We start from the raw sequence: 24,254 nt of genomic DNA, 5'->3' as shown, positions 1-24,254 counted from the left end.
CACCACGACGCTGAACTACTGAACCGCTTGGCGGATGCTTGACCCTGCGACGCCCGTCGAATGAACGCCGATAATAGCGACAGAGATCTTCGGCTATCGGCCAGCCGTGGAATGGCCAGTAAAAGGTCTTCGGGCTGCCCTCACTCAAGACAGTAGCTGCCGCGCTCGTGCTGGCTGACGTCAACGTAAGGATAGGGTGAAAATTCCGTTTCACTGACAGTGGCTCAGAATGTTCTCAGATTCCACCCTGACGACCAGGGGAGTGCACCCGGGCGGGGAAGCTTGGGAATCGTCGAAAATGTCTTATGGAACCGGACTCTGGTGAGGTCCACTGCGGGCAGTGGGTAGCTACTTCACATGCTGTGACTGATCAAGGCGCCGGAGAACGAGTTGAAGCTCGGCGCCTTGGCCAAGTCCTCCCTTCTCAGGCGGTCTATACGTCAGGTTGGGGTGTGGTTCATCAGAACAGCCAGTTGCCATGGGCTGGTGCCGAAAAATTAGTCTGCATCGTCGGTATTGGCGATGTAGACGTCACACGGGGCATTGTGTGCCACGCTGTTGGCGACGCTGCCCAGTACTCGGCCGATGCCCTTCATCCTACGATTTCCCACCACAATCATGCTTGCGTTCCTTTTGAGGGCCTCGCCGATTAAGGCGTCTGCTGGCCTGCCGCGGGCAGCTGAATAGGTCACGATGATTTGGTGTCCTAAAGATTCAGCGACAGTTCGGGCAACCCGCTCGGCAGACTCGGCGTTAGAGACAATCCACTCGTCGCTGCCTATTCCTACTACTCGAGTGCGGTCTGCGTCGAAGGCTGTGACGACATGAAGGGAGGCATTGAGGGCAGCGGCGATATCTCGCGCCGATTCGGCCGCCCTCCTTGCCGTCTTGCTACCGTCCACGCCTACGAGAATTGTTCCGCTCATATCTTTGCTCCTTTGCATAATGCGGCGGTTTGAACGCTACGCTGGATCCTTGTTTCCTGCTTTATCCCGGCTTAGGTATCTGGAAGAGCTCCAGACGCCGTGGGTTTCGTTCTTATGAACGCATCCATCTCCTGAGTTAGGCCAAAGGGGACCTTGGGATGGAGCTCAAGAGTAAATTTCCCGGGAGCATGGCGAGTAACCATGATTCCTCTGTCCCGATGGATCATCGCCGTTTCCCGCAGGCTGGCGACACATCTGTCGAGTTGGAGGTCTAGGTCTGCTTTCGAGTCGGCAAGGACTGTCAGCCGCACTGGTGCTGGAACGGCATACATCGAACGGTGTTTCCTTTAGTCAGGGGATGTAGTTAGGGAAGTTTTAGAGTGGCATGAGTGGATCCGCATGGCGGTTTCAACATCCGTAGCCCCGACCGGGTCGACAATCCCAAGAATTTGCCCGGCGGTGAACCACTCTGCCGATGTGGGTATGAAGGTATCCGGGCCGGCATACTTGCTCAGAAGGTGCGTGTACCAGGATGTTTCTCGCTGTTTCGGCTCGTGGATGGGTGAGCATCCTTTTGCCGTTGAACTTCTGGAATTCGACAAGCGCAAAAGGAAGTGGATGCGATTGAACAATGTGGCACTCCTGTTACTTGGAGAATTTAGAGGCTGAAAATGGGGCGAGCCTCTTGTCATCGCGAAGAGCATGCAATGGCAAGAGGCTCGCTGTGGTGTCCTAGAGGACCTGGCTGAGGAACTGGCCGAGACGCTCTGTTCGTGGTTTGTCGAAAAGTTCCTCGGGTGGTCCCGTTTCTACTACGGCACCTTTGTCCATGAAGATGACGCGGTCGGCCACGTTTCGGGCGAATCCCATTTCATGGGTCACTACAACCATGGTCATCCCCGACTTGGCCAAGGCAGCCATCAAGTCGAGAACGCCTTTGACCAGCTCCGGGTCCAGTGCGCTCGTTGCTTCGTCAAAGAGCATCACTTCGGGCTCCATCGCCAGCGCACGCGCGATGGCCACGCGCTGCTTTTGTCCACCCGACAAGCTGGCAGGGCGGAAATCCGCCTTTTCCTTCAGCCCAACTTCCCCGAGCCTGTCCAAGGCAATACTCTTTGCCTCGTCCTTGCTGAGTTTGCGCACCTGACGAAGGGGCAGGGTGATGTTCTCCAGGACCGTCTTGTGTGGGAAGAGATTGAAGTGCTGGAATACCATCCCCACGCGCTGGCGGAGTCGGTCGACGGAACCGTGGGAAACGTCCTCGCCGTTGAGAATTACGAGGCCGTCCGTGATTTCCTCCAGCCGGTTCATGCACCTGAGGACAGTGGACTTTCCACTGCCTGAGGGTCCGATGATGCAGACGGTTTCGCCTCTGCGGATTTGGAGGTCTACTCCGTGCAGTACCTCCAGGTCTCCGAAGCGCTTTCGAACACCTTGAAGTTCCAGGGCTATGTCACGTTTGGTCGTTTCGGCCGCACCCGCTGGATAAGTGGTTTCTGTTGACACTTTGCTGCTACCTCTTTATCGGGCTGGGACCGGTGGTCAGTTCTTTTGCAGGTTCGACGGCGACCCGGACTTTCTTCCCGATACGCATTTTGCGGTCAACGACATTCACTACATGCGTGAGGGGAATCGTGATGACGAGATAGAAGCATCCGGCGACGACCAAGGGAGAGAGGTTCCCGAAATTAATTGAAGCGTCCTGACCAATTCGGAACAGGTCCCGCTGTTCTGCCAGGAGACCGAGGACGTATACGAGCGAGCTGTCCTTGACGACCCCGATGAACTGGTTCATCAGTGAGGGGAGAACCTGACGGACCGCTTGGGGAACGACGACGAGACGCATGGAGGGACCGTAAGACATTCCCAGTGCCCGGCTTGCTTCCATTTGCCCCTTATCGATCGATTGGATCGAAGCGCGGAAGATCTCACCGATGTAGGCCCCGGAGATGAGGCTAAGCGCGATGATGGCCAATAGGTAGGGGTTTCCGCCCGTGACCACATACAACGGCTGTGCCAAGGCAGAGCCTATGAGCAAGATGGTGAGGATTGCGGGCAGGCCACGGAGGATGTCTGTATACACCCGTGCGAACCAGCCGGCGACTCTGTTTCCGCTGACGGCCATAACCGCAATGATCAGCCCAATGAGGATACCCAGCGCGGTGGCCGACAGGGAGATGATGAGCGTGTTGACGAGCCCGTAGGTGAAGATGTTGGGCAGCACCTGCAGCATGAGCTGAATGTTGAAAAAGGAATTTATGAAGTCACTCATGACGCCTCCTTAGGGGGTGGCACGTCTCCTGCAAGGAGGATGATGTACGAACGACGTATCAACGTTCTGTGCTTACTTTTTCGGCTGGTACTCTGCCGGGAGCTTGATCCCCGCGAAGTACTTCTCGTAGATGGTCTTGTATGTACCGTCCTCAATCGCCTTTTTGACGCCGGCGTTGAGGGCATCGGTCAACTTGGTGTTGCCCTTCTTGATGGCATAGCCAATAGGAGCATCGTCCGCTGCGATCCCGTAAGTGGTCTCGAAAGGAACATCGGGATTCTCCTGGACGTACCCTGCCGCGATAGGCAAATCAGTAAATAGAGCGTCAGCAGTACCATTCTTGACAGCGAGGAGCCCCACGGTGTTGTCCGTGAACTTCACCAACGACGATTCGGTGAAATTCTTGGTAGCCAAGGTCTCCTGGTAGGAACCCTGCGTGACTGCGATCCTCTTGCCCTTCAAGGAAGCCTTGTCGCTGGTAATACCGCTGCCCTTCTTGTCGAGCACCGCGTAGCGAGCGACGAAGTATCCATCGGAAAAGTCCACCGTCTTCTTCCGCTCGTCTGTGATGGAAATACCAGCGGCTCCCATGTCGTACCGGCCCTGTCCCAGCGCCGGAAGGATCGCGGAGAATTCCTGTCCGGTGTAAGTAACTTTCAAGTTCAGGTCGTTCGCGATGTGATCGAGAAGTTCCTTGTCAAAGCCCGCTGGCTTGCCGTTGTCCATGTAGGTGAACGGTTTAGCATCCGAGTTGATCACGACTTGGATTGTTCCGGGCTGCTTCAAGTTGTAGGGGTTGTCGGTTGCGCCCGTGGATGTGTTCGCCGTCGATGCGCAGGCGCTCATGGAAGCTGCGAGTGCCAGTGCTCCAGTGAAAGCCAAGGTCCGCTTGATGAATTTCAACTTTGTCTCCTGTGTGTAGTGCAGATGTCCTGCTGAGGGGGAGTGCCGAGTACTTCGGTTTACTTGGCACTGGTTGAGCTGGCAGTCCGCGGGGCCGATGGTCCACGCGGACCGGTGTATTGCAGTCGCGCGTTAGGGATGTTTCGTCAGATGTTCTTCAGCCATGGCATGGGCCACGTCTTGGGCTGTGGTACCTGTTGCCTTGGCGCGTTTGAGGCACTCGTGCACGCGTCCGTAGATTCCGCGGACACTTTGTTCTGCACGCTCAAGGTTGAATCCGCCTTCCTGGCGGGAGTCGGCATCACAGATGATGCCGCCGGCGTTAGCGATGAAGTCCGGTACATACGTGATGCCGCGGGCATCCAGGGCTGGTCCATGTGAGCGTTCAAGCAGGATGTTGTTGGCTGCACCTACAACGATCCTGGCCTTCAGGGTTGCAATGGCGAAGTCGTCGATGATTCCGCCGCGCGCGCAGGGGCAGAAGACGTCGACGTCCTGGGAGAGGATATCTTCGGCGTCGACCCACTTGGCGCCAATGGATGAGGCGAATTCTGCCATCTGGGGGCGAACATCAGTGGCGATGACTGTGGCGCCGCGCTCGACAAGCATCTGAGCGACCTTGGCCCCGACGGCGCCCAGGCCCTGAACTGCAACCTTTAGGTTGTTGAAGTCCTCGAAGCCCTCGTGTTCAATGGCTGCGCGCATGGCTTCCACGACGCCAAGTGCCGTGCCCCCCGAAACGTCACCGCCTCCACCAATGCGTTGTGGCCGTGTCAGGACGAAGTCGGTTTCTTCGAGAAGGATTTCCATGTCGTTGAGAGTGGTTCCGATGTCGAAACCTGCCAGGTATTCTCCGCGGAGGCTCTGGATCTTGCGGCCCATGGCACGAATGATCTTTTCCTTGGATTCGCTGGTTGGATCCCCGATGATGACCGATTTGCCTCCCCCGAGGGCTAGCCCTGCGGCCGCGTTTTTATAGGTCATGCCCCGCGCGAGACGCATGACGTCATTGAGGGCCTCTTCTTCGGAGGCATAGGGGTACATCCGTACCCCTCCGCCTGCAGGTCCGAGGACGGTTGAGTGGATAGCGACAATGGCGCGGAGCCCCGAGCCGGGGTCGGTGCAGAAGACGACCTTTTCGAAGCCTTCGTCAGTCATTCGTTCAAGCAGCATTTCTTGTCCTTTTGAGGTTGTGATTGCACCACCACGGCGTTGTGGCGGTTGGGGTGCGGTTCGCGCCCTGGTGGGCTCAGATTGGATGCGAGTTCAGCCCGTAGGTCTCTTACCAGTGGATGAGGTTGTGGTGCGGGTCGATTTTGATGTCGAGGAATACCGGGCCGGTCAGGCCGTTCGTCCAGAGTTCTGCCGCCTGTTCGATGTCTTCAATTGAGCGGATAGTGCGCGCGCGCATGCCCATGCCTGCCGCCAGGGCAGCAAGGTCTGAAAAGTCGTTGCTGGAGTAATCAGCGTCGAAGCCGTAACGCTCCAACCTGAAGTGTTCGAAGCCATATGAATCGTCGTTCCAGGCAGTCACGATGACAGGGAACGACTCGCGAACAAGGGTGGCGAGCTCTCCGACGCCCATCATGAGCCCGCCGTCTCCGACGGCGAGGAGAGTCGGCTTTCCCGGCCGTGCAGCCGATATGCCGGCTGCTCCGCTGATGCCCAAGCCAAGGGAGGCAAAATAGTTCATGGTGAGCAACGCTTCCGGCGAGGCGGCATGCAGATACGGCCATGTGCCAACATTGAACCGGCCAACGTCGGACACGAAGGCAATATCCGCTGGCAATACCTTGTTGAGCGCCGTTGCTGCTTCCCGGATGTCAACTGTTCCGGGGCTCGTGACCGCTGGCGTGAAAGAACTTGCTGCTGCCCTCGATGTTGCGGGAGTCATCCGAGCTAGCCAAGCCGACCTCTCAGGCTCCATGTTCCCGGACAATATCTCGTTCATGGTCGCCGCCACGGCCCGTACGTCCCCGATAACGCCGCAGTCAACGGGTGTGTAGGCGTTGATTGCGGCTCCGTCTTGGTCAATCTGGACGACGCGTTTGCCCTGCGTGATGGTGCCGTCGAAAGAGGTCCAGTTGTTCAGTGCTGCTCCGAAGGCGATGAGGCAGTCGGAGTCAGAGAGGATGGCCGCGGCGCGTTCGTCGGATAGGCCACCCACGATGCCTATAGATCGAGCATTTGAGCGGAACAGTTCCTTGCCAGCGATAGTCGTGCCCAGAAGGGCGCCGGTTTGTTCTGCCAGTTGGGCCAACTCCTCTTCCGCCTCGGCGACGACTGCACCACGGCCGGCGATGATGATGGGGCGTTCCGAGGCGAGAATGAGCTCCAATGCCGGCTCAACTTCCGCCGCGAACGGGCTACGGGGCCTTTGTGCGTGCGGCATGTGCGCTATCTGGGGGGTTTCAAGTTCCCAGGACTGGAAGTCGGAGGGGACGTCGAACAGAACGGGAAGTCGCGATGTCTTCATGCGCTGAAGGGCCCTGGTCAGATCCCTCCCGATGGTTTCCGGCTTGTAGGCGCGCTCGTAAAGCGCGCCGGCTGTTGCGGCTATCTGCGCCAGGTCAATTCTTTGCGGGTTGGTCGGTTCTGCTGGGGTTGATCCTGAGATGACGAGGACCTCGCTGCGGGCGCGTGCAGCTTCAGTCAGGGCCGTCATAGCGTTGGTAAGGCCCGGCCCGTGGGTGATGGTCGCAAGTCCGGTGCGGCCACTGCTTCGGTGGTATGCATCTGCCATTGACACTGCACCTGCCTCATGGACAGTGCGGATGTACCTTCCGCCGGCTTTGCGGTAGTCACAAATCATGTGCAGGTTGGCGTCTCCCATCAAACCGAACAGCACTTCGCTGTCCAGCTTGGCGATCATGGATGCCATCGCCTCGTACAACTTCATTCATTCCCTCGATTCATTGTGCAGACGTGAGCATTCTGCTGAGCAGTGGGTTGGACAGTAACCGCCGATGCCCCTTACGAGAAGTCGCGGTGAGAGCTTCGTCACGCTCTGGGTTGGGTGTCAGCCTAGGTGAAACCAACGGGTTGCGCAATGCCCATTGCGTGCCGACTAGGGAAAATCTACTCATCTAGCGATCTTTAAGCGCGCAGATTACGTGAGAACGTCGCATTTAACGGCTATCACTTCTCATGTTTGAGTACCGCTGCTTCGCCGGCATCGCGCTCGAGGCAGAAATCGTTAAGGAGGTGTCGGCACGCCAGCCAAGGCACACCCGCCCCCAGGTCAGCGCAGTGGCTTCAGAGCCTGCGCCCGGGAGGAGCACAACAGGGGGGACATGGGCCCGATTCCAGGGCCGGCTCACACGTGAGCGTGGTTCCGGAGGTTGTGGGTCAGTCCGTGAACTTCGCCTCAAGGGTAGGTGTTCGCAGCAGGCTGAGGACGGACGACGACATGACCCGGCGGGTATCCTCTTCAGAGAGTCCTCGCCCAAATCGGAAATCGAGGTAGACGCGTTCGTCGAAGATTGTCGCCCACAGCAGTATCGCTGCCTCTTGGTCTTGGTCTGGCACGATGCCGAGCTCAATGAGGTTATTGAGTACACGCTCGAGGACGCCGTAGTTCCAGCTAATGGCCTTGTCACCCTCGTGGTAGCGCTCAAGGTATCCGCGGGGCGACCGGATCATGGACGCGGGGCGGGCCCAGACCACATAGTGATTGAGGATCCTTCCGCAGACCTCGTTGAAAAGGCGAAAACCGGAGAAGTCTTCAAAAATGCCCTCGAGATCTTCCATGAGATGGACGTACGAGCGGTGGTAGAACTCGGCCTGCAGCTGCTGAATAGCGTCGAAGTGCCGATACGCTGTCGCGGTGCTGACCCCTGCTTCCCGTGCGAGCTCAGGGAGGGAGAAGTTAAAGCCCCTGCTTTCGGCGAGGCGTCCGGCACTGTCGAGCAGCCGATCCCGGGTGCGCTGGGTGTCGGCGCGAAGCTTGCCTGCCATCAAAATCCCTTTCGCTGATTGCAGCGGCCAATGGTGCCTAACGCTGAAGGGCGTACATCTGGAGCCGGACATCGCGGGCACCGCGCATATGCTTCTCGGCAATCGATGCCGCAGATTCAGCGTCCCTGGCCGCAACCGCATCTACAAGCCGTTCGTGTTCCAGGACAGCTTCCTCCCATCGTCCACCGAAAGTGAGCGTAGTGGAGGGGTAGCGGATCAAGTGGACGTTCAGCCTGTTCAAGAGGTCAACAAGAGTGGGGCTATGGCTGGCGGCCCAAATGGCTTCGTGAAAGACCCTGTTCGCCTCTGCGCGGTCCCCGCCTGCCGTGCTGGAGAGATTCTTCATGGCATCATGCGCTGCCCGAATACGCATGAGGTCCAATTCAGATCGGCGTTCGGCAGCTGCACGTGACGCCGCCCCTTCAAGGGTGATCCGAACATCGTAGATGTCGAGAATCTCTTCGGGAGTCGAACTCTTGACATGCACCCCCCGTGGCGTGCGGACGACAAGTTGCTCGTGTTCGAGCCTCTGCAAAGCCTCGCGGATGGGGGTGCGGCTGATGCCATAACGGCCCGCAAGCGCATTTTCGGCCAAGGCGTCACCTGGCTGAAAGTGGCCAGACATTATATCCGACCGGATGCTTTCGTAAACACTCGTAGCCATTCTCGCTGCGCCCCTCCTGTTGTATGCAGATGTCTACATTTAAGCACGCTCTCTGCAAGGGATAGTCGGGCCCCGGGAAAAAATCACGCCGAAAGGGCTGACAAATGATTACGGACAACGTAAGGTATACATCTGTATACAGCTACATGCAGGAGTGGATGAAGACATGGAAAACGGGAATTCTTTCGGCACTCAGCCGGAGGGCGAGCAGCCTGATGCAATCGTCGTTGGCGGCGGCAACGCCGGATTCACGGCCGCGCATGCAGCCGCAGTGCGGGGCCGCAAGGTCGTGTTGCTTGAGCGCGGTGTGGAGGACATGGCTGGCGGCAACAGTTTCTATACGGCGGGTGCCACCCGCATCAGCCACGGGGGACTTGAGGACCTCAAGGACTTCGTGGAACCCGACGACCGTCACACCGTCACCGAAGTGCCGCCCTACAGCGAAGCCGATTACGCCGCCGACCTGGAGAAGGTCACGGAAGGCCGCAACGATCCGGAGCTGACGAAGGTGCTTGTGGCCGAAAGCCAGCCAACGGTCCGCTGGCTCCAGTCGCTGGGCGTCAAGTACCGGCTGATGTACGAGCGCCAGGCCTACCAGCGGGAGGACGGAACGTTCCTCTTTTGGGGTGGATTGCACGTCGGAAACGTCGGCGGCGGAGAGGGCCTCATCGCTGACCATACGCGTGTGGCCCGGGAACTCGGCATCGATGTCCGATACGGCCAGCACGTTACCGACCTCATCGTTGAGGATGGCCGCGTAGTCGGCGTCGTGATCGAGAGCCCTGACGGACGTCGTGAACTGCGAGCCGAATCTGTCATTCTCGCTGCCGGTGGCTTTGAATCGAACCGTGAATGGCGCCGGGAACACCTCGGCGAAGGCTGGGAAAACGCCAAGGTCCGTGGAACTCCCTATAACAACGGCGACCTCATTCAGGCCGCGCTCAACATTGGAGCCGCCAAGGGCGGCGACTGGGGGACGGCTCACAGCGTTCAGTGGGATGCATTCTGCGCCACGAACGAAAGCAACCGTGAACTCACCAATCGCCTGACGCGCCAGAGCTATCCTCTCGGTATCATCGTCAACTCTGAGGGACGCAGGTTCCTGGACGAGGGTGCCGATTTCCGGAACTACACATATGCGAAGTATGGAAAAGTAATCCTCCAACAGCCCGGGTCCATCGCTTATCAGATCTTCGACAGCGAGCTTCGGCCCAAGCTCCGCACCGAGGAATACGACATGCCTGGCATCTCTGTTTCAGTGGCGGACACTTTGGAGGAATTGGCGGAGAAGATTGGTGTTGATACCGAATCGCTGGTGAAGACGGTCTCCGAATTCAACGGATCCATTGACCGTAGTGTGGCCCTGGATCCGACAATCAAGGATGGCCGCAAGGCAGATGTCGATCCTCCCAAGAGCAACTGGGCTGCCCCCATTGAATCCGGGCCCTTCTACGCCTACGCGGTAACCTGCGGGATCACGTTTACCTTCGGAGGCCTCAAGGCCGACACCGACGGCCGGGTCATGAACCAGCAGGGTGAACGCATTCCCGGACTGTTCGTGTGTGGCGAGATGCTCGGCGGCCTGTTCAGCGGCAACTACCCGGGTGGTTCCGGGCTTGCTGCGGGTATGGTCTTTGGCCGGCGCGCGGGGAACCTCGCTTAACCGAACAAGAATCGTTTGCGGGCCGGAGGGCGCATCCCCAGCGTACTCCGGCCTGCTTGGCCAGTGGCAGTATCCAGGATGATCGCAAGGAAGCCTTCATGAATGCAACGTCAACAACATCCGATCCCGACACCGCACCGCCAGAGGACGAGGTACGGCTGGACCCGGAGAAGGCTGGTCCGCTGCGAGGGCTGCGGGTCCTCGACATCAGCACGGTCTACGCGGCGCCGATCACGGCGATGCTGCTGGGCGATTTTGGTGCCGAAGTCATCAAGGTGGAACACCCCAAAGGTGATCCCGCGCGGGCCCACGGCGCGAATAAGGACGGACACGGGCTGTGGTGGAAGGTTATCTCCCGCAACAAGCACACCATCACGCTGAACCTCAGCACTTCCGAGGGGCAAAAGATTCTTCGGGACCTGGTGGCCACTGCCGATGTGCTGGTGGAGAATTTCCGGCCGGGAGTCCTGGAAAAATGGGGTCTCGGTCAGGACGAGCTTTTGACCATCAACCCTATGCTTGTCATGCTGCGCGTCACTGGCTTCGGCCAAACTGGCCCATATTCCCAGCGCCGTGCCTTCGGGACACTGGCCGAAGCGATGAGCGGTTTCGCCCATCAAACCGGCGAGGAAACCGGCCCACCTACGCTCCCGCCATTCGGTTTGGCTGACGGAGTGTCAGGTATCGCCGGTGCATTCGCCGTTGTCACTGCCCTCTATGAGCGCACCACCAGCGGCAAGGGCCAGGTTATCGATTTATCTCTTCTTGAGCCCCTGCTTGGGATTCTCGGCCCCGGGCCCTCTGCCTATGACCAGCTGGGGACCGTTGCCGGCCGACACGGCAACAGGTCGCCCAACAATGCCCCCCGCAACACCTATCTCACAGCGGACAAACGATGGGTCGCCATTTCGGCCAGTGCGACATCGGTGGCAGAGCGGGTAATGCGGCTCGTGGGACGGCCGGACATCATCGAGGAGCCCTGGTTCTCCTCTGCCGGTGAACGAAGCCGCCGTGGCGATCTGCTCGATGGTGCTGTCTCGTCCTGGATTGCTGACCGGACCTTCGATGAAGTCAGCCGCGAGTTTGAACGTGCCGGCGCGGCACTTGCACCCATCTATGACGTAGCGCAACTGATGCAGGACCCTCACGTGATCGAACGCGAGACCATCACGACAATCGAGGACGAGGATCTGGGCCCGCTGAAAATGCAGAACCTCATTTTTAGAATGCTCGGCACTCCGGGCCAGATCCGGTTTCCCGGCCGCAGGCTCGGCCAAGACAACACCACCGTTTACGGCAGCCTCCTCGGCTACGACGAAGAACGGCTGGACCAGCTCAGTAAGGAAGGCGTGATCTGATGATAAGAAGCTGGCTCTTCGCTCCAGGCCACAATGAAAAACTCCTCGGCAAGGTCTTCGACCGCGGTGCCGACGCCGTCATCCTCGACCTCGAAGATGCCGTTCCGCCGACGGAGAAGGCCCGGGCCCGGGCACTGGTCGCAACAGTACTCGATCAGCACCCCGCCTGGGTTCGAATCAACGCCGCAGGGACCAGCCTTGCAGAAGAAGACCTGCAGGCAGTCGCAGCGGCTGAGGGGATACGCATTCCAAAGGCCGAAACCGTTGAAGATGTCCGCTGGGTCGCTGAACGGGCACCGGGTAAACCGATTATCTGCGCCATCGAATCCGCCAAAGGGGTGTTGAACGCGTTCGCGCTGGCAAGCGAACCACAGGTTGCCCACCTTGCCCTGGGCGGCATCGACTTGCGCACCGACCTGGGCACCGGCGACGGTCCGGTTCCCCTCCAGTATGTCCGTTCCCATCTCGTGGTCGCCTCCCGCGCCGCTGGCTTGAGTGCCCCGATCGACAGTGTCTATCCAGACCTGCATGATCCTGACGGACTCCACGGCGAAGCCGAGTTCAGCCGGTCCCTCGGATTCGGCGGCAAATCTGCAGTTCACCCCAACCAACTCGCTGCGATCCACTCCGTATTCACCCCAACGGCACATGAGGTCACCTGGGCGCAGGAGGTCATCAATGCCTTCGAGGACGCCGGCGGTGAAGCGGTCCAGCTTCCGGGAGGCGAATTTGTCGATCTCCCTGTCGCCGAACGCGCCCGGAAAATACTGCTCCACGCGCAGCAAGGAGAGTGAAGACGTGACAACAACCGGCAACCCCACATCAACCTTCGATGGCGCACAGGACCGCGATGGCCTCTGCCGTGGCTGGGGAACCGAGGACAACTGCCACTATTGCACCGGCCCCGAAACGGACTAACCACCAAACCACGACACCCGGCCACCAAGGCCCTCACTCCCACCAAAGGCACCCCATGCACTCACCGGACAACAGCAGCCGCGCGGCCCGTCAGAACCGCGTCAAGAGCAAGTGGAAAACCGTGATCGGCGACAAGGTCGAGGTGTGGCTGGATGGAGAGCCATACCGGAACGGACATGTCGAAGACATCATGCCGGATGGCTCTGGCCTGTGGCTCGCCTCCGAAGGCCCACTCCATCGGGAATATGTCGACGCTGCATCGGGATTCGAAGTGCGGAAAGCGACCCCGCCCGGCATCTGAATTTGCCGGGCGAAAATCAGCGGCGGTACGGACGAGGCAACGAATCGCTTTGGGCGACAAGGACCGCGATAATGACTACAAGACCGCCTGCGGCTTCATGCCAGCTGAGCTGTTCCCCCAGTACGGTAATTCCGAGTGCGACCGCCACCAGAGGGGTGAGGTAGGTGACCGTGGAGGCGCGTGTCGCGCCCCACACGTTCATGACATTGTTGTACCAAACATACGCGATGCCGGTTCCAATCGTCCCCAGAAGCAGCATGCTGGCGATGACAGAAGTTGAAAGGGCAACTGGGTCGCCGGCAATGAACGGCGCCAGGACCAGCATGATAGCGGCGGCCGAAGTAATCTGACTGGCAGCGACAGTGCTGGCATCAAATTCGTGCGACCGGAAGAAGCGCCGCGAGTAGATGAATCCGGCTCCGTACATCACACTTCCTACCAGGCAGGCAAGCTGCGGCAGGAGTGTTGCTGCCTCGGCAGCCCGCCCCAACTGCCATGGTGCAAGAACTAGGACGATGCCTCCCGCGCCTACAAAAAGGGCCACAGTCTTTACCTTGGTAAGCCGTTCCTCCGGCAGCACCGCAAGGGCCAACAACAGGGTAGCTATAGGTGTTGTGGCGTTGAAGATGCTCGACAGCCCTGAGGGAAGGGTCTCGGCCGCCCAGGAGAAGAGCAGGAACGGGGCGACGCACATGATGAAGGCCATCGCCATAAAGTGAAGCCACACCAACCCTCTGGGCCATCTGCGCCCTGTGAGCAGCATGAGCAGGGCTAAAAGGAGCGCTCCGCCGACGAGCCGGCCCAAGACAACCTGGGCCGGCGATAGCCCTCCCGATGCGACTTTGATGAAAAGGAAGCTCGCACCCCAGATGGTGGCTGTAGCGATGTATTGCAGGACCGTTGAGAGGCGACTCCGGGAGCTGTCCCGGCCGGGGGTCAGTGCTGTCACCGTAGTCTTGATGCGTCGTCCAGCAACGATAACTCGACGGGGGAGAGGCGCAGCGCAAAGTGCGCAACCAGGTCCTTCAACTGCTCCTTGCTGCGGGCGCTGGCTATTGGGGCGGCCACTGAAGGCTGGGCGGCGAGCCAGGCCAGGGCTATGGTTGCGGGCGCCACGCCGTGCTGCTGTCCGATTGATTCGAGGACTGCAACCACCCGTTCGCCCCGTTCGTCCAGGTACGCCCGGGCCGCGCCCGCACGTGGACTGTCCACTGCGGCCCCGCCCCGGTACTTGCCGGTGAGGAAACCGCGCGCGAGGCTGTAGTACGGGATGACGCTCAGTTTGGCCTGTTCTGCCAGCGGGAGAAGGTCATGTTCAATGCCTCGTTCCATCAGGCTGTACTGGGGCTGGAGGGCAATGGGGGAGTGAAGCCCGTTCTCCTGGCAGATGTTCAGCCAAAGCCGAATCCGGTCGGGCGAATAGTTGGAGATGCCGATGTACCGGACCTTGCCGGTGTCCACGAGTGCCGACATCGCTTCGGCGCTGTCCTCGAGCGGGGTTGCCAGGTCGTCGAAGTGGGCGTAGTAGAGATCGATGACGTCTACGTTTAGGCGCTTCAAAGATGCTTCGGCGCCGGATCGTATGGTCGAGGGTGTCATGCCCTTGAAGTCCGGGTGCTGGCTGACTTTGGTGGCGAGGACAACTTCGTTTCGGTTGCCGCGGGCTGAAAGCCAGCGGCCGATGATTGTTTCGGATTCCCCGCCTTGGTTGCCCGGTGCCCAGAAGGAATAGGAATCCGCTGTGTCGATGAAGTTTCCGCCTGCGGCGGTGAAGCTGTCCAGCACGGCCATTGATGCGCGTTCGTCGGCTGTCCAGCCGAAGACGTTGCCGCCCAGTGCCAGTGGCGCCACTTCGAGCTCGGACGTGCCGATCCTTCTGTTCGAGACGGTCATCGGTTGTTGTTTCCCTGGGTGGCCGGCGACGGGTTCAGGACGACCTTGATGGCTTCCCTGTTCCGCAGGAGTTCAATGGCTTGGCCGAACCCGTCAAAGCCAAGACTGTGCGTTACGAGCCGCTCCAGTTGGGGCGCATCGACGAGCCGTTGTCCCATCTGCCGCCAGGTTGAAAGGTCGTATGCGCGTGACCCGACGAGGTTTACTTCACGCCGGGCAAGGTCGGCGGTGTCTACCGGGGTCGGGCGGGCGGGCAACCCAACACACACTACCGTTCCGCCGTCGGCGCAGACATCTATTGCTGTGGCCACTGCACTGTGGTGTCCTGCCGCTTCGATTACGGCGTCGAATGGGTGGTTTACTGTCTGGCCGGGTTCAAGAGCGAGGCATTCGGTGGCTCCCAGTTTCCGGGCCAGTTCGAGCTGTCCTGCGTCAGCGGCGGTGCCGATCATGGTGACTTCGTACCCGCTCAGGGCGCACAGGACGAGCAATCCGACTGTTCCGGGACCCACTACGGCCACACGGGGACGGGACTCGGAGTGGAATCGGTCCAGGTTGGCGCGTTCGACGGCGTGCACGGCGACGGCGAAGGGCTCGGCCAGCGCTGCGGCCTTGTCCGTAACGGATTCGGGAACAGGGACGATGTTTACAGCGGGAACGACAAACCGGGATGCACAGATCCCGTCAATGTCGAGTCCGAGGACCTTGAGGTTTTCGCAGAGCATGGAACGACCGGCACGGCACCGACTGCAGGTACGGCAGGTGACATGGCTGCCCCCCACGACCCGCTGCCCCGCCTGCAAGCCTGTTGCTGCTTTCCCAGCTGAAACCAGGGCGGCAACATCGGTGCCGAGTTCCACGACCCTGCCAACGAATTCGTGTCCGAGGATCAGGGGAAAATTCGGGCGGTAGCCGCCGCGTGCGGCTGCGTCCTGGTCCACCATTGCAGTGTCTGTGTGGCACAGACCGGCGTAAATGAGCTCTACGAGAACCTCGTCGGGGCCGGGAACCGGTTCGGGCAGCACGACGACGTCGACGTTATGCAGCCCCGGCTGGTTGTCGCTCTTAACCAGGGCGGTGATGGTGCGGACGCCGCTGTGGGCGGCGTCCTGCTGGGTGGTTGCGGTCATTTAGAAACCTGTTCAGTGTCGGTGATGGCAGTCAGGGTCCGGGCCAGACCGTCGCCCAGGGAGGTTGTGGCACGCCACCCGATTTCACTATAAATCCGGTCCGTGTCCATGGCGCCTTTGCGAGCGGCCAGGACACCGGGAGCCAATTCGAGTGCTCCGGGGCCAAGTTCCACACTCCATGTGGGGTTCTGCTGCTGAATTGTGCCGGCTAGTTCGCGGACCGTCACCGCCTCACCGGTGGCAACGTTGTAGGCGCGATGGCGTAGTGAGGGTGCCTCAAGCAACGCAATCACTCCTGACAGGACGTCATCAATATAGGTGAAGTCGATCCGCTGGTCGCCACCGCGGGGCATCACACTTTTTGTGCCCGTTGCGACGTCGTCCAACCAGCTGTTGGGGACGCGGTTGCGCGGAAATCCGGGACCGTATACCCAGCACAGGCGGGCGGCAACGTACGGAAGACCGTGATGCTCCGCGTAGTACTCTCCCAATTGTTCAACGGCGAGTTTCGAAATGCCGTAGGGGGAGATGGGCGCCCGGGGGGAGTCCTCGGGAATCGGGTCCTGTGAAAAGTGGCCATAGACCTCCTCAGAAGAGAGGTCCACGATCCGGTTCACCTGCCTGGTCTCCGTGACAGCGTCGAAGAGTGCGAGTGCGCCCTCAACGTTGATCCGCACGGCGAAAGACGGGCCGGTTGCACTGGCGGCCACGCCGACGATGGCAGCTGCATGGACTACCTCGGTGACCTCGTGTTCGCGGATGACGGCAGCCAGCTTTGCTGTGTCTGTGACGTTGCCTTCCACGACCGTGATCTGCGATGCCAGCTCTGTTCCTGCAATTTCCTCGGCAGAACGGAGATTCCTGTCAAACGCGACTATCGTTCTGCCCCTCATGGCCAAAGCTTTGGTGATGTGGCTGCCAATGAATCCGCAGCCGCCCGTTACCAGTACTGTCATTAGTTTGTCCTCGCGTTGATGGTTCCATGCCCAGCACCGGCGGCTTTTGCGTCGGTTTCACCCAGGTCCCTACGAACTGTTTCTTTTGCCAGCAGCACTGCGACAAACGTGATCGTCCCGGCCAGGATGAGGTAAAGAGACACCGGCCAAGAGGCGCCAGCGTTGGCTGCGACAAGGGAGGCGGCAAGGAATGGTGCCGGTCCGCCGCCGAAAACGATTGAGAGGTTATAGCCGAGTGAGGCACCGGTTGTACGGACATGGGTGGGGAACAGTTCGGCATAGAAGGAGGCCGCCACGGCCCACATCGCTCCGTGACCGAGGACGAACGCAACGATGACGCTCAGCCAGAGCAGGGGGCCGGACACCGTGTTGACGAGCCAGAAGAACGGGAACGCGAACACGATCCAGAACAGGGCACCGGCCATGTAGACCTTGCGCCGGCCGATCTTGTCGGAAAGGGCACCAAAGAAGGGTACTGCGATAACTTCAAGGGCGGCTGCAACCGTGATGGCCGTGAGGATGGCAGACGGCGCATAGCCCAGGTTTTTGCCGTAGCTGACGATGAAGGTGCCGGCGATGTAGAAGCCGATGTCGGGTGCGAACCGGGCGCCCATGGCGACAAGCAGGCTGCGCCAGGAGGTACGGAAAACTTCGACGACCGGAATTTTACGTTCAGCCGACTCTTCCAGTTTGAGTTCCTTTTTGGCCCGCTCGAATTCGGGAGATTCGAGGATGTTCAGGCGGATGTAGAGTCCGATGGCGACCAAGGCCATGCTGGAGAGGAAGGGGATGCGCCAGCCCCAGGCGATGAGCTGGTCGTCGGGCAACTGGGTGATGAGGGCGAACATGCCGGTTGCCAGGAGGAGGCCGGCGGGGGAGCCGATCTGTACGATGCTTCCGACCAGCCCGCGCCGATTCGGGCGGGCGAACTCTGTGGCCAACACGGTTGCGCCTCCCCATTCGCCACCGACGGCGAAGCCTTGGCAGAGCCTGAGGACGACCAGGAGGATGGGGGCCCAGACGCCGATTTGGTCAAAGGTAGGCAGTAGACCCATGCCGAATGTGGCGAAGCCCATCAGGAGCAGGGAAAAGACGAGCATCTTCTTGCGTCCCACCTTGTCGGCGAGGTGGCCGAAAACGACGGCACCGAAGGGCCGGGCGACAAAGCCAACACCGAAAGTGGCGAAAGCCGTCAGCGTGCCGATGAGCGGGTCAACGTTGGGGAAGAAGACCTTGTTCAGCACCAGCGCTGCTGCTGTGCCGTAGATGAAGTAGTCGTAGAACTCGACTGTGGTTCCGATGGCGCCGGCCATCGTGACCTTTCGGATCATTTTCGCGGTGGGCGCCGCGGGCGCATCATGTGTGGTCACTTGTTGCTCGCTTCTTTGAGAGAACGGATTGGTGGGGAGGGAATAGTAGGGAGGGCTGGGTTACGTGTCGGGCCAGCCGAAGGAGGGGGTGGGGTGGGACAGCGGGGGCAGTTCCCAGGTGGCCGCCGAGGGGAGCCCGATGGAGTCGTCAACGCGGACGTCAATGACCACTGGCCGTTTCATTGCGATGGCGGTTTGCAGTGCCGAGCCAAGGTCCGAAGGGTGGGTCACTGTGATGCCTTCGCCTCCCATGGACCGGGACATGGCAGCGAAGTCGCTTTGGTGCGGCTCTCCGGTTGCGTCCATGCGGAAGGTGGTGGCCAGTTCGCGGTCTTTGCCGAAGTAGAGGCGCTGCTGGTCGCGGATTGACATGAAGCCCCCGTTGTTCCAGACAACCCAGACGGCGGGAATGTTGTACTGGACTGCTGTTGCGACGACGCTGGGCAGCATCATGAAGCCGCCATCGCCTACGACGGCGACCGCAGGGCGGTCCGGGGCAGCAAGGTGGGCGCCGATGACACCGCCGAGGCCGAAGCCCATGGAGGCAAATCCCCAGCTTTGCAGCAGGGTTTGCTTGGTGCCGGGCCGCCACTCCTGCACAATCCAGTTGTGGTGGACGCCAACGTCGCTGATCAGGATTCCGTCTGCAGGCAGCGCGCCGCGGAGTTCGTGGAGTACCCGCTCCGGGCGGATGGGAACAGCATCGGAGGTGCGGTTGGGTGCGATGTGGCTCTCCCAGCTTTCCCGCCAGACCTTGATGTCGTTGAGCCACTCCTGACGCGAGGTTGAGGTCTCGGAGAGGTCGAGGCCGGCTTGGAGCTCACGGATCAGCTGGCGGACTACCTCGCGCGGCGAGGCCGCGACACCTACCGTTGGCGGGAAGTTGCGCCCGATTTCGGTGGGATCAATGTGCACGTGTACGAGCTTGGTTTCCGGGAAGGAATAGGTGTAGCCGGGCAGCCAAGAGCTCGTTGAGCGGTCGTCGAAACGGGTTCCGAGAGCGATGACGAGGTCGGCGTTGCGGGTAGCCCGGTTGGCCTGGTAGGTGCCGTTGCGTCCTGTGGCGCCAAGGGACAATTCGTCATCTGCATGAATGGCAGACTTGCCCAAGGGCGTAGTCGCCACCGGGATGCTGGCCAGCCGGGCCAGCACCAGCAGGTCTTCGGTTGCCTCATCGAGCTCGACGCCGGACCCGGCGACGATCACGGGTCGGCGTGCTTCTGCCAGAAGTCTGGCAATTGCAGCGACGTGTTCGGCGGAGGCTCCTACGCGGGAGCTTCCGGTAGTGTCCCACAGAGCAGCATCTTCGACTTCGGTGGTGGTCTTTTCGACGAAGACGTCCAAGGGCACGTCCAGGTGGACCGGACCGGGGCGGCCGTTACGCATGGTGGCAAATGCCTGACGCATCATCAAGGGAAGTTGTTCGGGGCGGGTCGCCTGGTAGCTGCGCTTGACGTAGGGCCGCATGACGCTGGTGAAGTCCGCCTGGTAGTGGCGGCCGGTTTCCTGGAAGGGTCCCCGGTTGAACTGACTGGTGGCCACATTGCCCGTGATGGCAAGAAAAGCGGAGTCATCCATCAGGGCTGAGCCGAGTGCAACAGGCATGTTGGCGGATCCCGGGCCACACGAGGTGAACGTGGCCAGGGGTTCGTGCTTGATGCGGTAGTAGGCATCCGCGATGAAGCCGGCAACCGATTCATGATGCACCGAGATGGTCTTGATTTCATCCTGGCGGTCGTAGAGTCCGTCCAGTAGTCCGAGGTCGCCGTGGCCGCACAGGCCAACGACATAGGGCACCTTTTCCCGGATCAGATGTTCGGTAATTATTTCTGCGCCGTTGCGTTCCACTCTGAGCTCCTTTGCGTAATGGGCAATCCCTTGCGTTATAGCCAACATAGGGTAGTGTGAGTCACATAGTCAAGCTCTTACATGGATCGAAGGAGATCGAATGGAAACCGGAAGAACCGGGTTGCTGATCGACGGACAGTGGCAGGCCCCGTCCAACGTCGTTACCGTCTGGGACAAGTACACGCAGCAGGAAATCGCCAAGGTTGCTGTTGCCACCCCGGCAGATGTCGACCGCGCGATTACCGGAGCACAGGCAGCAAGCCGCACGGTTCTGCCCGCCGCCCGCCGGCAGGAGATTCTGCTCAAAGCAGCGGACTTCCTCGTGGCCGAGCAGGAGGAAATCGTCGCGCTGTACATCGCGGAAACGGGCTTCACCCGCACGGACGCTGTTAACGAACTCAAGCGCACCGCCGACCTATACCGGCTGTGCGCCGGCGAGGCGGTCCGTATCGCCGGCGAGGAAATCCCCGTGGCGGCCACTCCGGGCAGTGAAAACCGCATGGCCTTCACGACCAGGGTGCCCGTTGGGATCGTTGGTGCCATCGCACCCTTTAACGCTCCGCTTTCAACCGTTGCCCACAAGGTCGGACCGGCTCTGGCTGCCGGCAACGCCGTCGTCCTCAAGCCGGCTGAAGTGACACCCCTGTGTGCCATGGCGGTCGCGGACATCTTCCAGCGCGCCGGACTGCCGGCCGGATACCTTCAAGTAGTGTGCGGCTCGGGCCGGACGACGGGAGACGCTCTGGTGCGCGACAACCGCATCCGTTTCTTCACCTTCACGGGGTCGACGGCGGTTGGACGCATGATCAAGGCCAATTCCGGTATCGCCCGTGTCCATCTGGAGCTTGGGGCCAACAGCGCTTCGATAGTGGCCAACGACGCGGATCTCGACCTTGTCGCCCGGCTGGCAACCAAAGCCGGTTACCGCAAGGCAGGGCAGGTTTGTACAAGTGTTCAGCGCCTGCTTGTGGAGAGGGGCGTCTTCGACGAACTCACCGAAAAAATGCGCCGCAACGTTGGTGCGCTGCGTTTTGGTGACCCCCGTGCGCAGGGGACCGATGTAGGGCCGATGATCGCTGCGAAGGAAGCCGAACGTGCTGCGTCCTGGATTGCTGAAGCCCGACGCGGTAACGACAACGTTCTGGGCGGCCAGCTGGACGGGTCCGTCCTTGAGCCGGCCCTCATTATCGATCCGCTCCCGGACATCCGTCTGCTCAACGAGGAAGCGTTTGCCCCTGTCGTCACCCTGGTCCCGGTTGATTCCGTGGACCAGGCGGTACAGCAAGTCAATGACGGTCAGTACGGGCTTCAAACGGGCCTGTTCACCCGGGACCTGGACCGGGCCTTCCATGCCGCCAAATCCCTCCAGGTGGGCGGGGTCATCATTAATGACACCTCCAGCTACCACGTCGACTCAATGCCCTACGGCGGCGTAAAGGACAGCGGCATCGGCGTTGAAGGACCCAAGTTTGCTGTACAGGACATGACCGACCCGAAGCTCATTGTCCTGAACCTGAACACACCCAAAGCCTCAAAGGAAGGTAACTGATGAGTACCGAAATCCAGGACGACGCCACCACTCCAGCGACTTCCCAGGAGCTTCTGCCCCTCAGCGGCTGCAGCTTTTCCTGGTTGCACCAGGCCCCATTGATCGATGCCCTGCGGGGGTTGGCTGAAAACGGATTGAGCACCTTCGAACTCACGACGGCTCCTCCGCACCTTTTCTCCCCGACCTTCAGCCCCTATGAACGCCACGAGCTCAAGCGCAATATGGCCGCCATGGGCGTACAGCCCATCTCTTTGAACCCCAGCTTCGTGGACCTGAATCTCATCAGCACCAATCCGCATATTCGTGAAGTCAGCGAACAGCAAATGCGTGCCGAGATCGAACTCGCCCACGACCTGGGAGCCAGTTTCGTCGTCCTTATTCCCGGCCGCCGGCATGGACTGGCACCAGCTCCGGCGGAAGCCGTGCACTGGGTCCTCGACGATGCACTTGAACGGCTTGTCGGAAGGGCCGTGGAACTGGGCGTCACGATTGCTCTGGAAAACAGCCCCTACGGCTTCCTTGGCTCCGGCGCAGAATTGCTTGAAATCGCCGATCGGATCGACTCACCCAACCTCGGAATCACCTACGATGTCGCCAACGCCCTCGCGTTGGAGGACCCTTCCGAAGGGTTGCGGCGGGTGGCGCGCCGCCTCCGCCTGGCGCACATCAGCGACACCTGGCACGATCACTGGGCCCATACCTCAGTGGGACGAGGGGACGTCGATTTTGCGGCCTTCGCCGCGACGCTTCGCGAAATCGGATTCACGGGCCCGACTGTCTACGAACTCGTCGACAACGAATCCCCCGACGGCAGGCTGGCAGCCGACATTGCTAACCTTGCTGCAGCCGGATGGTCGGCAGAAGTCGCGCCTACGCTGGAGGTCACCCGATGACACACGAGTCCCTGCCCCCGAGCGGCGTCGACGTTGTTGTCGCCGGATCCGGTGCGGCCGGCCTGGTTGCCGCCATAGCCGCCGCCCACAGCGGCGCCAATGTCCTTGTCCTGGAAAGCGCTGATGAATTCGGCGGGACCACCGCCCTCTCCGGAGGACGTGTTTGGATCCCCGGTTACCGGTCAACAACTGACAACATCGAGACCGGACTTCAGTACATGCGGCAAATCTACAGCCCCAAGTATCCGGAAATGGTCGAAGCTTCCGCCCGCACGGCGCCCGAAATGGCTGACTTCGTTGAGGCGACCACGCCGCACCGATGGGTCGCCTGCCCGAATTACCCTGACTACCATACCGATCTTCCCGGTTCACGGGCGGGTGGGCGTTGCTTTGACATGGTCCCGCTGGAAACCGATTCCCTTGTGCCCGAGGCCAGCCAAGTCCGTATCCCTCCGGGATACACGCCCATTACCCATGAGGACTGGGAAAGTTGGCGGTACCCTTCCAATTACGACCAGGCGCAAATCGAGGAACGGCGTAACCGTGGAATCCGCACGGCCGGCGTAGCTCTGGCGACAGCACTCGTCGACGGCGCCGTGCGTGCAGGTGCTCAGCTGGTCTCCTCCGCCGCTCTCATTGGGGCCCATCTGGATGCGGAAGGGTCAATCGACTCCGTAGATGTCCGCGTCGCAGGCGTCAACGGTATTGTCAAAATCCAGACCCGTGCTCTGGTCCTGGCCACCGGCGGCTACGACCAGGACCCGGCCCTGAAGAACCAGCTGCTTCCGGAGCCATTGGCAGTGTCCGCCGCTGCACCGGAAAACACCGGAACCACGTTGAAGCTGGCCCGCGAACTTGGTGCCGCACTCGACAACACCGACGAAGGCTGGTGGATGCCGATGGTGCAGGTGCCGGGGGAGACCCTCAAGGGAGCCGAGTACCCGCGCGGATTGGTCCGTGAACGGGGTGCGCCGCGTCAGATCCTGGTGAACCGGCAGGGTCGCCGCTTCGTGGATGAGGCAAGTCCTTACAACGAGTTGGGCAAGGCGCTGCATAAGCGCGCACAGGACGGCACGTATCCCAACCGCGATGCGTTCCTGATTTTCGACGAGGTTTTCCGGCAGAAGTACGCCTTGCCCGGTCTTGCCCCCAGCGGCGAAGTGCCATCGCATGTTACACAGGCCGAGTCGCTTGAGAAGCTTGCTTCGGCAGTCGGAATCGACGCGAACGGTCTGCAGGAAACGGTTACGCGCTGGAATGAGTCGTGCAAGAATGCCGTGGACCCTGACTTTGGCCGGGGCAGCAACGCCTATGACAGGTACTACGGTGACCCGGCACAACCCGAGGCCCCTAATTTTGGACCGATTGACCGTGCCCCCTACTACGCGGTCCGGATGCTGCCCGGGACTATTGGCTCCAAGGGCGGACCGGTCACCGACGTGAACGCCAACGTTCTCCGCCCCGATGGCACGGCAATCGCCGGCCTGTATGCTGCGGGCAACGCTGCCGCGTTCTGGACAGGCGATGGTTACCCGGGCCCTGGAGCCACTCTGGCAGTGGGTATGACGTTTGGATACCGGGCAGGGAAGGCCATCGCAAAACAATTGGCCTACCCTTCTATTAAGGCCTCTGTGGCCTCAAACGGAAGCTAGG

Annotated in this window: 21 protein-coding genes; 7 read left to right on the top strand and 14 right to left on the bottom strand. The window is 60.6% G+C overall.

From position 1 onward, the window contains the following. Positions 1-497 precede the first annotated feature (497 nt). The 8 genes from AB0323_RS00715 to AB0323_RS00680 all read right to left on the bottom strand — a co-directional run bounded on the left by AB0323_RS00715 (position 498) and on the right by AB0323_RS00680 (position 8,722). Positions 498-926 carry a universal stress protein gene (locus AB0323_RS00715; RefSeq protein WP_366175694.1) on the bottom strand — a complete coding sequence of 143 codons (429 nt, stop codon included), beginning with the start codon at positions 924-926 and terminating at the stop codon, positions 498-500. Positions 927-1,658: 732 nt separating this feature from the next. Then, the gene (locus AB0323_RS00710; RefSeq protein WP_366175863.1) at positions 1,659-2,378 is read right to left on the bottom strand and encodes an amino acid ABC transporter ATP-binding protein; all 720 of its coding nucleotides are present in this window, start codon (positions 2,376-2,378) and stop codon (positions 1,659-1,661) included. A 61-nt stretch (positions 2,379-2,439) separates the two neighbouring features. Then, positions 2,440-3,198 carry an amino acid ABC transporter permease gene (locus AB0323_RS00705; RefSeq protein WP_366175693.1) on the bottom strand — a complete coding sequence of 253 codons (759 nt, stop codon included), beginning with the start codon at positions 3,196-3,198 and terminating at the stop codon, positions 2,440-2,442. A 72-nt stretch (positions 3,199-3,270) separates the two neighbouring features. Then, positions 3,271-4,101, bottom strand: coding sequence for an ABC transporter substrate-binding protein (locus AB0323_RS00700; RefSeq protein ID WP_366175692.1), 831 nt, complete (start codon positions 4,099-4,101; stop codon positions 3,271-3,273). 132 nt (positions 4,102-4,233) lie between these two features. Then, complete coding sequence (locus AB0323_RS00695; protein ID WP_366175691.1) at positions 4,234-5,274, bottom strand: Glu/Leu/Phe/Val dehydrogenase dimerization domain-containing protein; 1,041 nt, start codon at positions 5,272-5,274, stop codon at positions 4,234-4,236. 109 nt (positions 5,275-5,383) lie between these two features. Further along, positions 5,384-7,000 carry a thiamine pyrophosphate-binding protein gene (locus AB0323_RS00690; protein ID WP_366175690.1) on the bottom strand — a complete coding sequence of 539 codons (1,617 nt, stop codon included), beginning with the start codon at positions 6,998-7,000 and terminating at the stop codon, positions 5,384-5,386. 449 nt (positions 7,001-7,449) lie between these two features. Then, the gene (locus AB0323_RS00685; RefSeq protein WP_366175689.1) at positions 7,450-8,058 is read right to left on the bottom strand and encodes a TetR/AcrR family transcriptional regulator; all 609 of its coding nucleotides are present in this window, start codon (positions 8,056-8,058) and stop codon (positions 7,450-7,452) included. A gap of 37 nt (positions 8,059-8,095) precedes the next feature. Next, the gene (locus tag AB0323_RS00680) at positions 8,096-8,722 is read right to left on the bottom strand and encodes a GntR family transcriptional regulator (RefSeq protein WP_366175688.1); all 627 of its coding nucleotides are present in this window, start codon (positions 8,720-8,722) and stop codon (positions 8,096-8,098) included. A 166-nt stretch (positions 8,723-8,888) separates the two neighbouring features. On the opposite strand from AB0323_RS00680, the gene tcuA reads away from it, so the two are divergent. The 4 genes from tcuA to AB0323_RS00660 all read left to right on the top strand — a co-directional run bounded on the left by tcuA (position 8,889) and on the right by AB0323_RS00660 (position 12,962). Next, positions 8,889-10,385 carry an FAD-dependent tricarballylate dehydrogenase TcuA gene (tcuA, locus tag AB0323_RS00675; RefSeq protein WP_366175687.1) on the top strand — a complete coding sequence of 499 codons (1,497 nt, stop codon included), beginning with the start codon at positions 8,889-8,891 and terminating at the stop codon, positions 10,383-10,385. A gap of 98 nt (positions 10,386-10,483) precedes the next feature. Then, positions 10,484-11,743, top strand: a complete 1,260-nt coding sequence (locus AB0323_RS00670; RefSeq protein ID WP_366175686.1) for a CoA transferase — start codon at positions 10,484-10,486, stop codon at positions 11,741-11,743. Then, positions 11,743-12,537, top strand: coding sequence for a CoA ester lyase (locus AB0323_RS00665; protein ID WP_366175685.1), 795 nt, complete (start codon positions 11,743-11,745; stop codon positions 12,535-12,537). The genes AB0323_RS00670 and AB0323_RS00665 overlap by 1 nt, the downstream gene beginning before the upstream one ends. Before the next feature lie 179 nt (positions 12,538-12,716). Next, positions 12,717-12,962, top strand: coding sequence for a hypothetical protein (locus tag AB0323_RS00660; protein WP_366175684.1), 246 nt, complete (start codon positions 12,717-12,719; stop codon positions 12,960-12,962). A gap of 16 nt (positions 12,963-12,978) precedes the next feature. Here AB0323_RS00660 and AB0323_RS00655 read toward each other — a convergent pair whose 3' ends face one another. From AB0323_RS00655 to AB0323_RS00630, 6 genes are read right to left on the bottom strand one after another with little or no spacing between them, the layout of a single operon-like run. Next, positions 12,979-13,911, bottom strand: a complete 933-nt coding sequence (locus AB0323_RS00655; protein WP_366175683.1) for a DMT family transporter — start codon at positions 13,909-13,911, stop codon at positions 12,979-12,981. After that, entirely contained in the window at positions 13,908-14,855 is a 948-nt protein-coding gene (locus AB0323_RS00650) for an aldo/keto reductase (protein WP_366175682.1), read from the bottom strand. The genes AB0323_RS00655 and AB0323_RS00650 overlap by 4 nt, the downstream gene beginning before the upstream one ends. Then, positions 14,852-15,985: an alcohol dehydrogenase catalytic domain-containing protein gene (locus AB0323_RS00645; RefSeq protein ID WP_366175681.1), complete on the bottom strand. Its 1,134-nt coding sequence runs from the start codon at positions 15,983-15,985 to the stop codon at positions 14,852-14,854. Before AB0323_RS00645 ends, AB0323_RS00650 begins: the two co-directional genes overlap by 4 nt. Beyond that, on the bottom strand, positions 15,982-16,941 hold the full coding sequence (locus AB0323_RS00640; RefSeq protein ID WP_366175680.1) for an NAD(P)-dependent oxidoreductase: 960 nt from the start codon (positions 16,939-16,941) through the stop codon (positions 15,982-15,984). The genes AB0323_RS00645 and AB0323_RS00640 overlap by 4 nt, the downstream gene beginning before the upstream one ends. Beyond that, on the bottom strand, positions 16,941-18,311 hold the full coding sequence (locus AB0323_RS00635; protein WP_366175679.1) for an MFS transporter: 1,371 nt from the start codon (positions 18,309-18,311) through the stop codon (positions 16,941-16,943). Before AB0323_RS00635 ends, AB0323_RS00640 begins: the two co-directional genes overlap by 1 nt. 60 nt (positions 18,312-18,371) lie before the next feature. Continuing rightward, the gene (locus tag AB0323_RS00630) at positions 18,372-20,159 is read right to left on the bottom strand and encodes a thiamine pyrophosphate-binding protein (protein WP_366175678.1); all 1,788 of its coding nucleotides are present in this window, start codon (positions 20,157-20,159) and stop codon (positions 18,372-18,374) included. Positions 20,160-20,259: 100 nt separating this feature from the next. Here AB0323_RS00630 and AB0323_RS00625 point away from each other — a divergent pair, with 100 nt between their 5' ends. From AB0323_RS00625 to AB0323_RS00615, 3 genes are read left to right on the top strand one after another with little or no spacing between them, the layout of a single operon-like run. Continuing rightward, on the top strand, positions 20,260-21,708 hold the full coding sequence (locus AB0323_RS00625) for an aldehyde dehydrogenase family protein (protein ID WP_366175677.1): 1,449 nt from the start codon (positions 20,260-20,262) through the stop codon (positions 21,706-21,708). Then, positions 21,708-22,601, top strand: a complete 894-nt coding sequence (locus AB0323_RS00620) for a sugar phosphate isomerase/epimerase family protein (RefSeq protein ID WP_366175676.1) — start codon at positions 21,708-21,710, stop codon at positions 22,599-22,601. The genes AB0323_RS00625 and AB0323_RS00620 overlap by 1 nt, the downstream gene beginning before the upstream one ends. After that, positions 22,598-24,253 carry an FAD-dependent oxidoreductase gene (locus tag AB0323_RS00615; RefSeq protein WP_366175675.1) on the top strand — a complete coding sequence of 552 codons (1,656 nt, stop codon included), beginning with the start codon at positions 22,598-22,600 and terminating at the stop codon, positions 24,251-24,253. The genes AB0323_RS00620 and AB0323_RS00615 overlap by 4 nt, the downstream gene beginning before the upstream one ends. Position 24,254 lies beyond the last annotated feature (1 nt).

The sequence above is a fragment of the Arthrobacter sp. NPDC080031 genome (assembly GCF_040702485.1).
Lineage (GTDB): Bacteria > Actinomycetota > Actinomycetes > Actinomycetales > Micrococcaceae > Arthrobacter.
This window is presented reverse-complemented; position numbering and strand designations above follow the sequence as displayed.

What these genes read in the sequence shown, in the direction of transcription:
- AB0323_RS00625 (WP_366175677.1), top strand. Translation starts at nt 20,260, where the DNA reads ATGGAAACCGGAAGAACCGGGTTGCTGATCGACGGACAGTGGCAGGCC.
- AB0323_RS00670 (WP_366175686.1), top strand. Translation starts at nt 10,484, where the DNA reads ATGAATGCAACGTCAACAACATCCGATCCCGACACCGCACCGCCAGAG.
- tcuA (WP_366175687.1), top strand. Translation starts at nt 8,889, where the DNA reads ATGGAAAACGGGAATTCTTTCGGCACTCAGCCGGAGGGCGAGCAGCCT.
- AB0323_RS00620 (WP_366175676.1), top strand. Translation starts at nt 21,708, where the DNA reads ATGAGTACCGAAATCCAGGACGACGCCACCACTCCAGCGACTTCCCAG.
- AB0323_RS00685 (WP_366175689.1), bottom strand. Translation starts at nt 8,058, where the DNA reads ATGGCAGGCAAGCTTCGCGCCGACACCCAGCGCACCCGGGATCGGCTG.
- AB0323_RS00715 (WP_366175694.1), bottom strand. Translation starts at nt 926, where the DNA reads ATGAGCGGAACAATTCTCGTAGGCGTGGACGGTAGCAAGACGGCAAGG.
- AB0323_RS00690 (WP_366175690.1), bottom strand. Translation starts at nt 7,000, where the DNA reads ATGAAGTTGTACGAGGCGATGGCATCCATGATCGCCAAGCTGGACAGC.
- AB0323_RS00615 (WP_366175675.1), top strand. Translation starts at nt 22,598, where the DNA reads ATGACACACGAGTCCCTGCCCCCGAGCGGCGTCGACGTTGTTGTCGCC.
- AB0323_RS00705 (WP_366175693.1), bottom strand. Translation starts at nt 3,198, where the DNA reads ATGAGTGACTTCATAAATTCCTTTTTCAACATTCAGCTCATGCTGCAG.
- AB0323_RS00640 (WP_366175680.1), bottom strand. Translation starts at nt 16,941, where the DNA reads ATGACAGTACTGGTAACGGGCGGCTGCGGATTCATTGGCAGCCACATC.
- AB0323_RS00665 (WP_366175685.1), top strand. Translation starts at nt 11,743, where the DNA reads ATGATAAGAAGCTGGCTCTTCGCTCCAGGCCACAATGAAAAACTCCTC.
- AB0323_RS00645 (WP_366175681.1), bottom strand. Translation starts at nt 15,985, where the DNA reads ATGACCGCAACCACCCAGCAGGACGCCGCCCACAGCGGCGTCCGCACC.
- AB0323_RS00660 (WP_366175684.1), top strand. Translation starts at nt 12,717, where the DNA reads ATGCACTCACCGGACAACAGCAGCCGCGCGGCCCGTCAGAACCGCGTC.
- AB0323_RS00680 (WP_366175688.1), bottom strand. Translation starts at nt 8,722, where the DNA reads ATGGCTACGAGTGTTTACGAAAGCATCCGGTCGGATATAATGTCTGGC.
- AB0323_RS00695 (WP_366175691.1), bottom strand. Translation starts at nt 5,274, where the DNA reads ATGCTGCTTGAACGAATGACTGACGAAGGCTTCGAAAAGGTCGTCTTC.
- AB0323_RS00650 (WP_366175682.1), bottom strand. Translation starts at nt 14,855, where the DNA reads ATGACCGTCTCGAACAGAAGGATCGGCACGTCCGAGCTCGAAGTGGCG.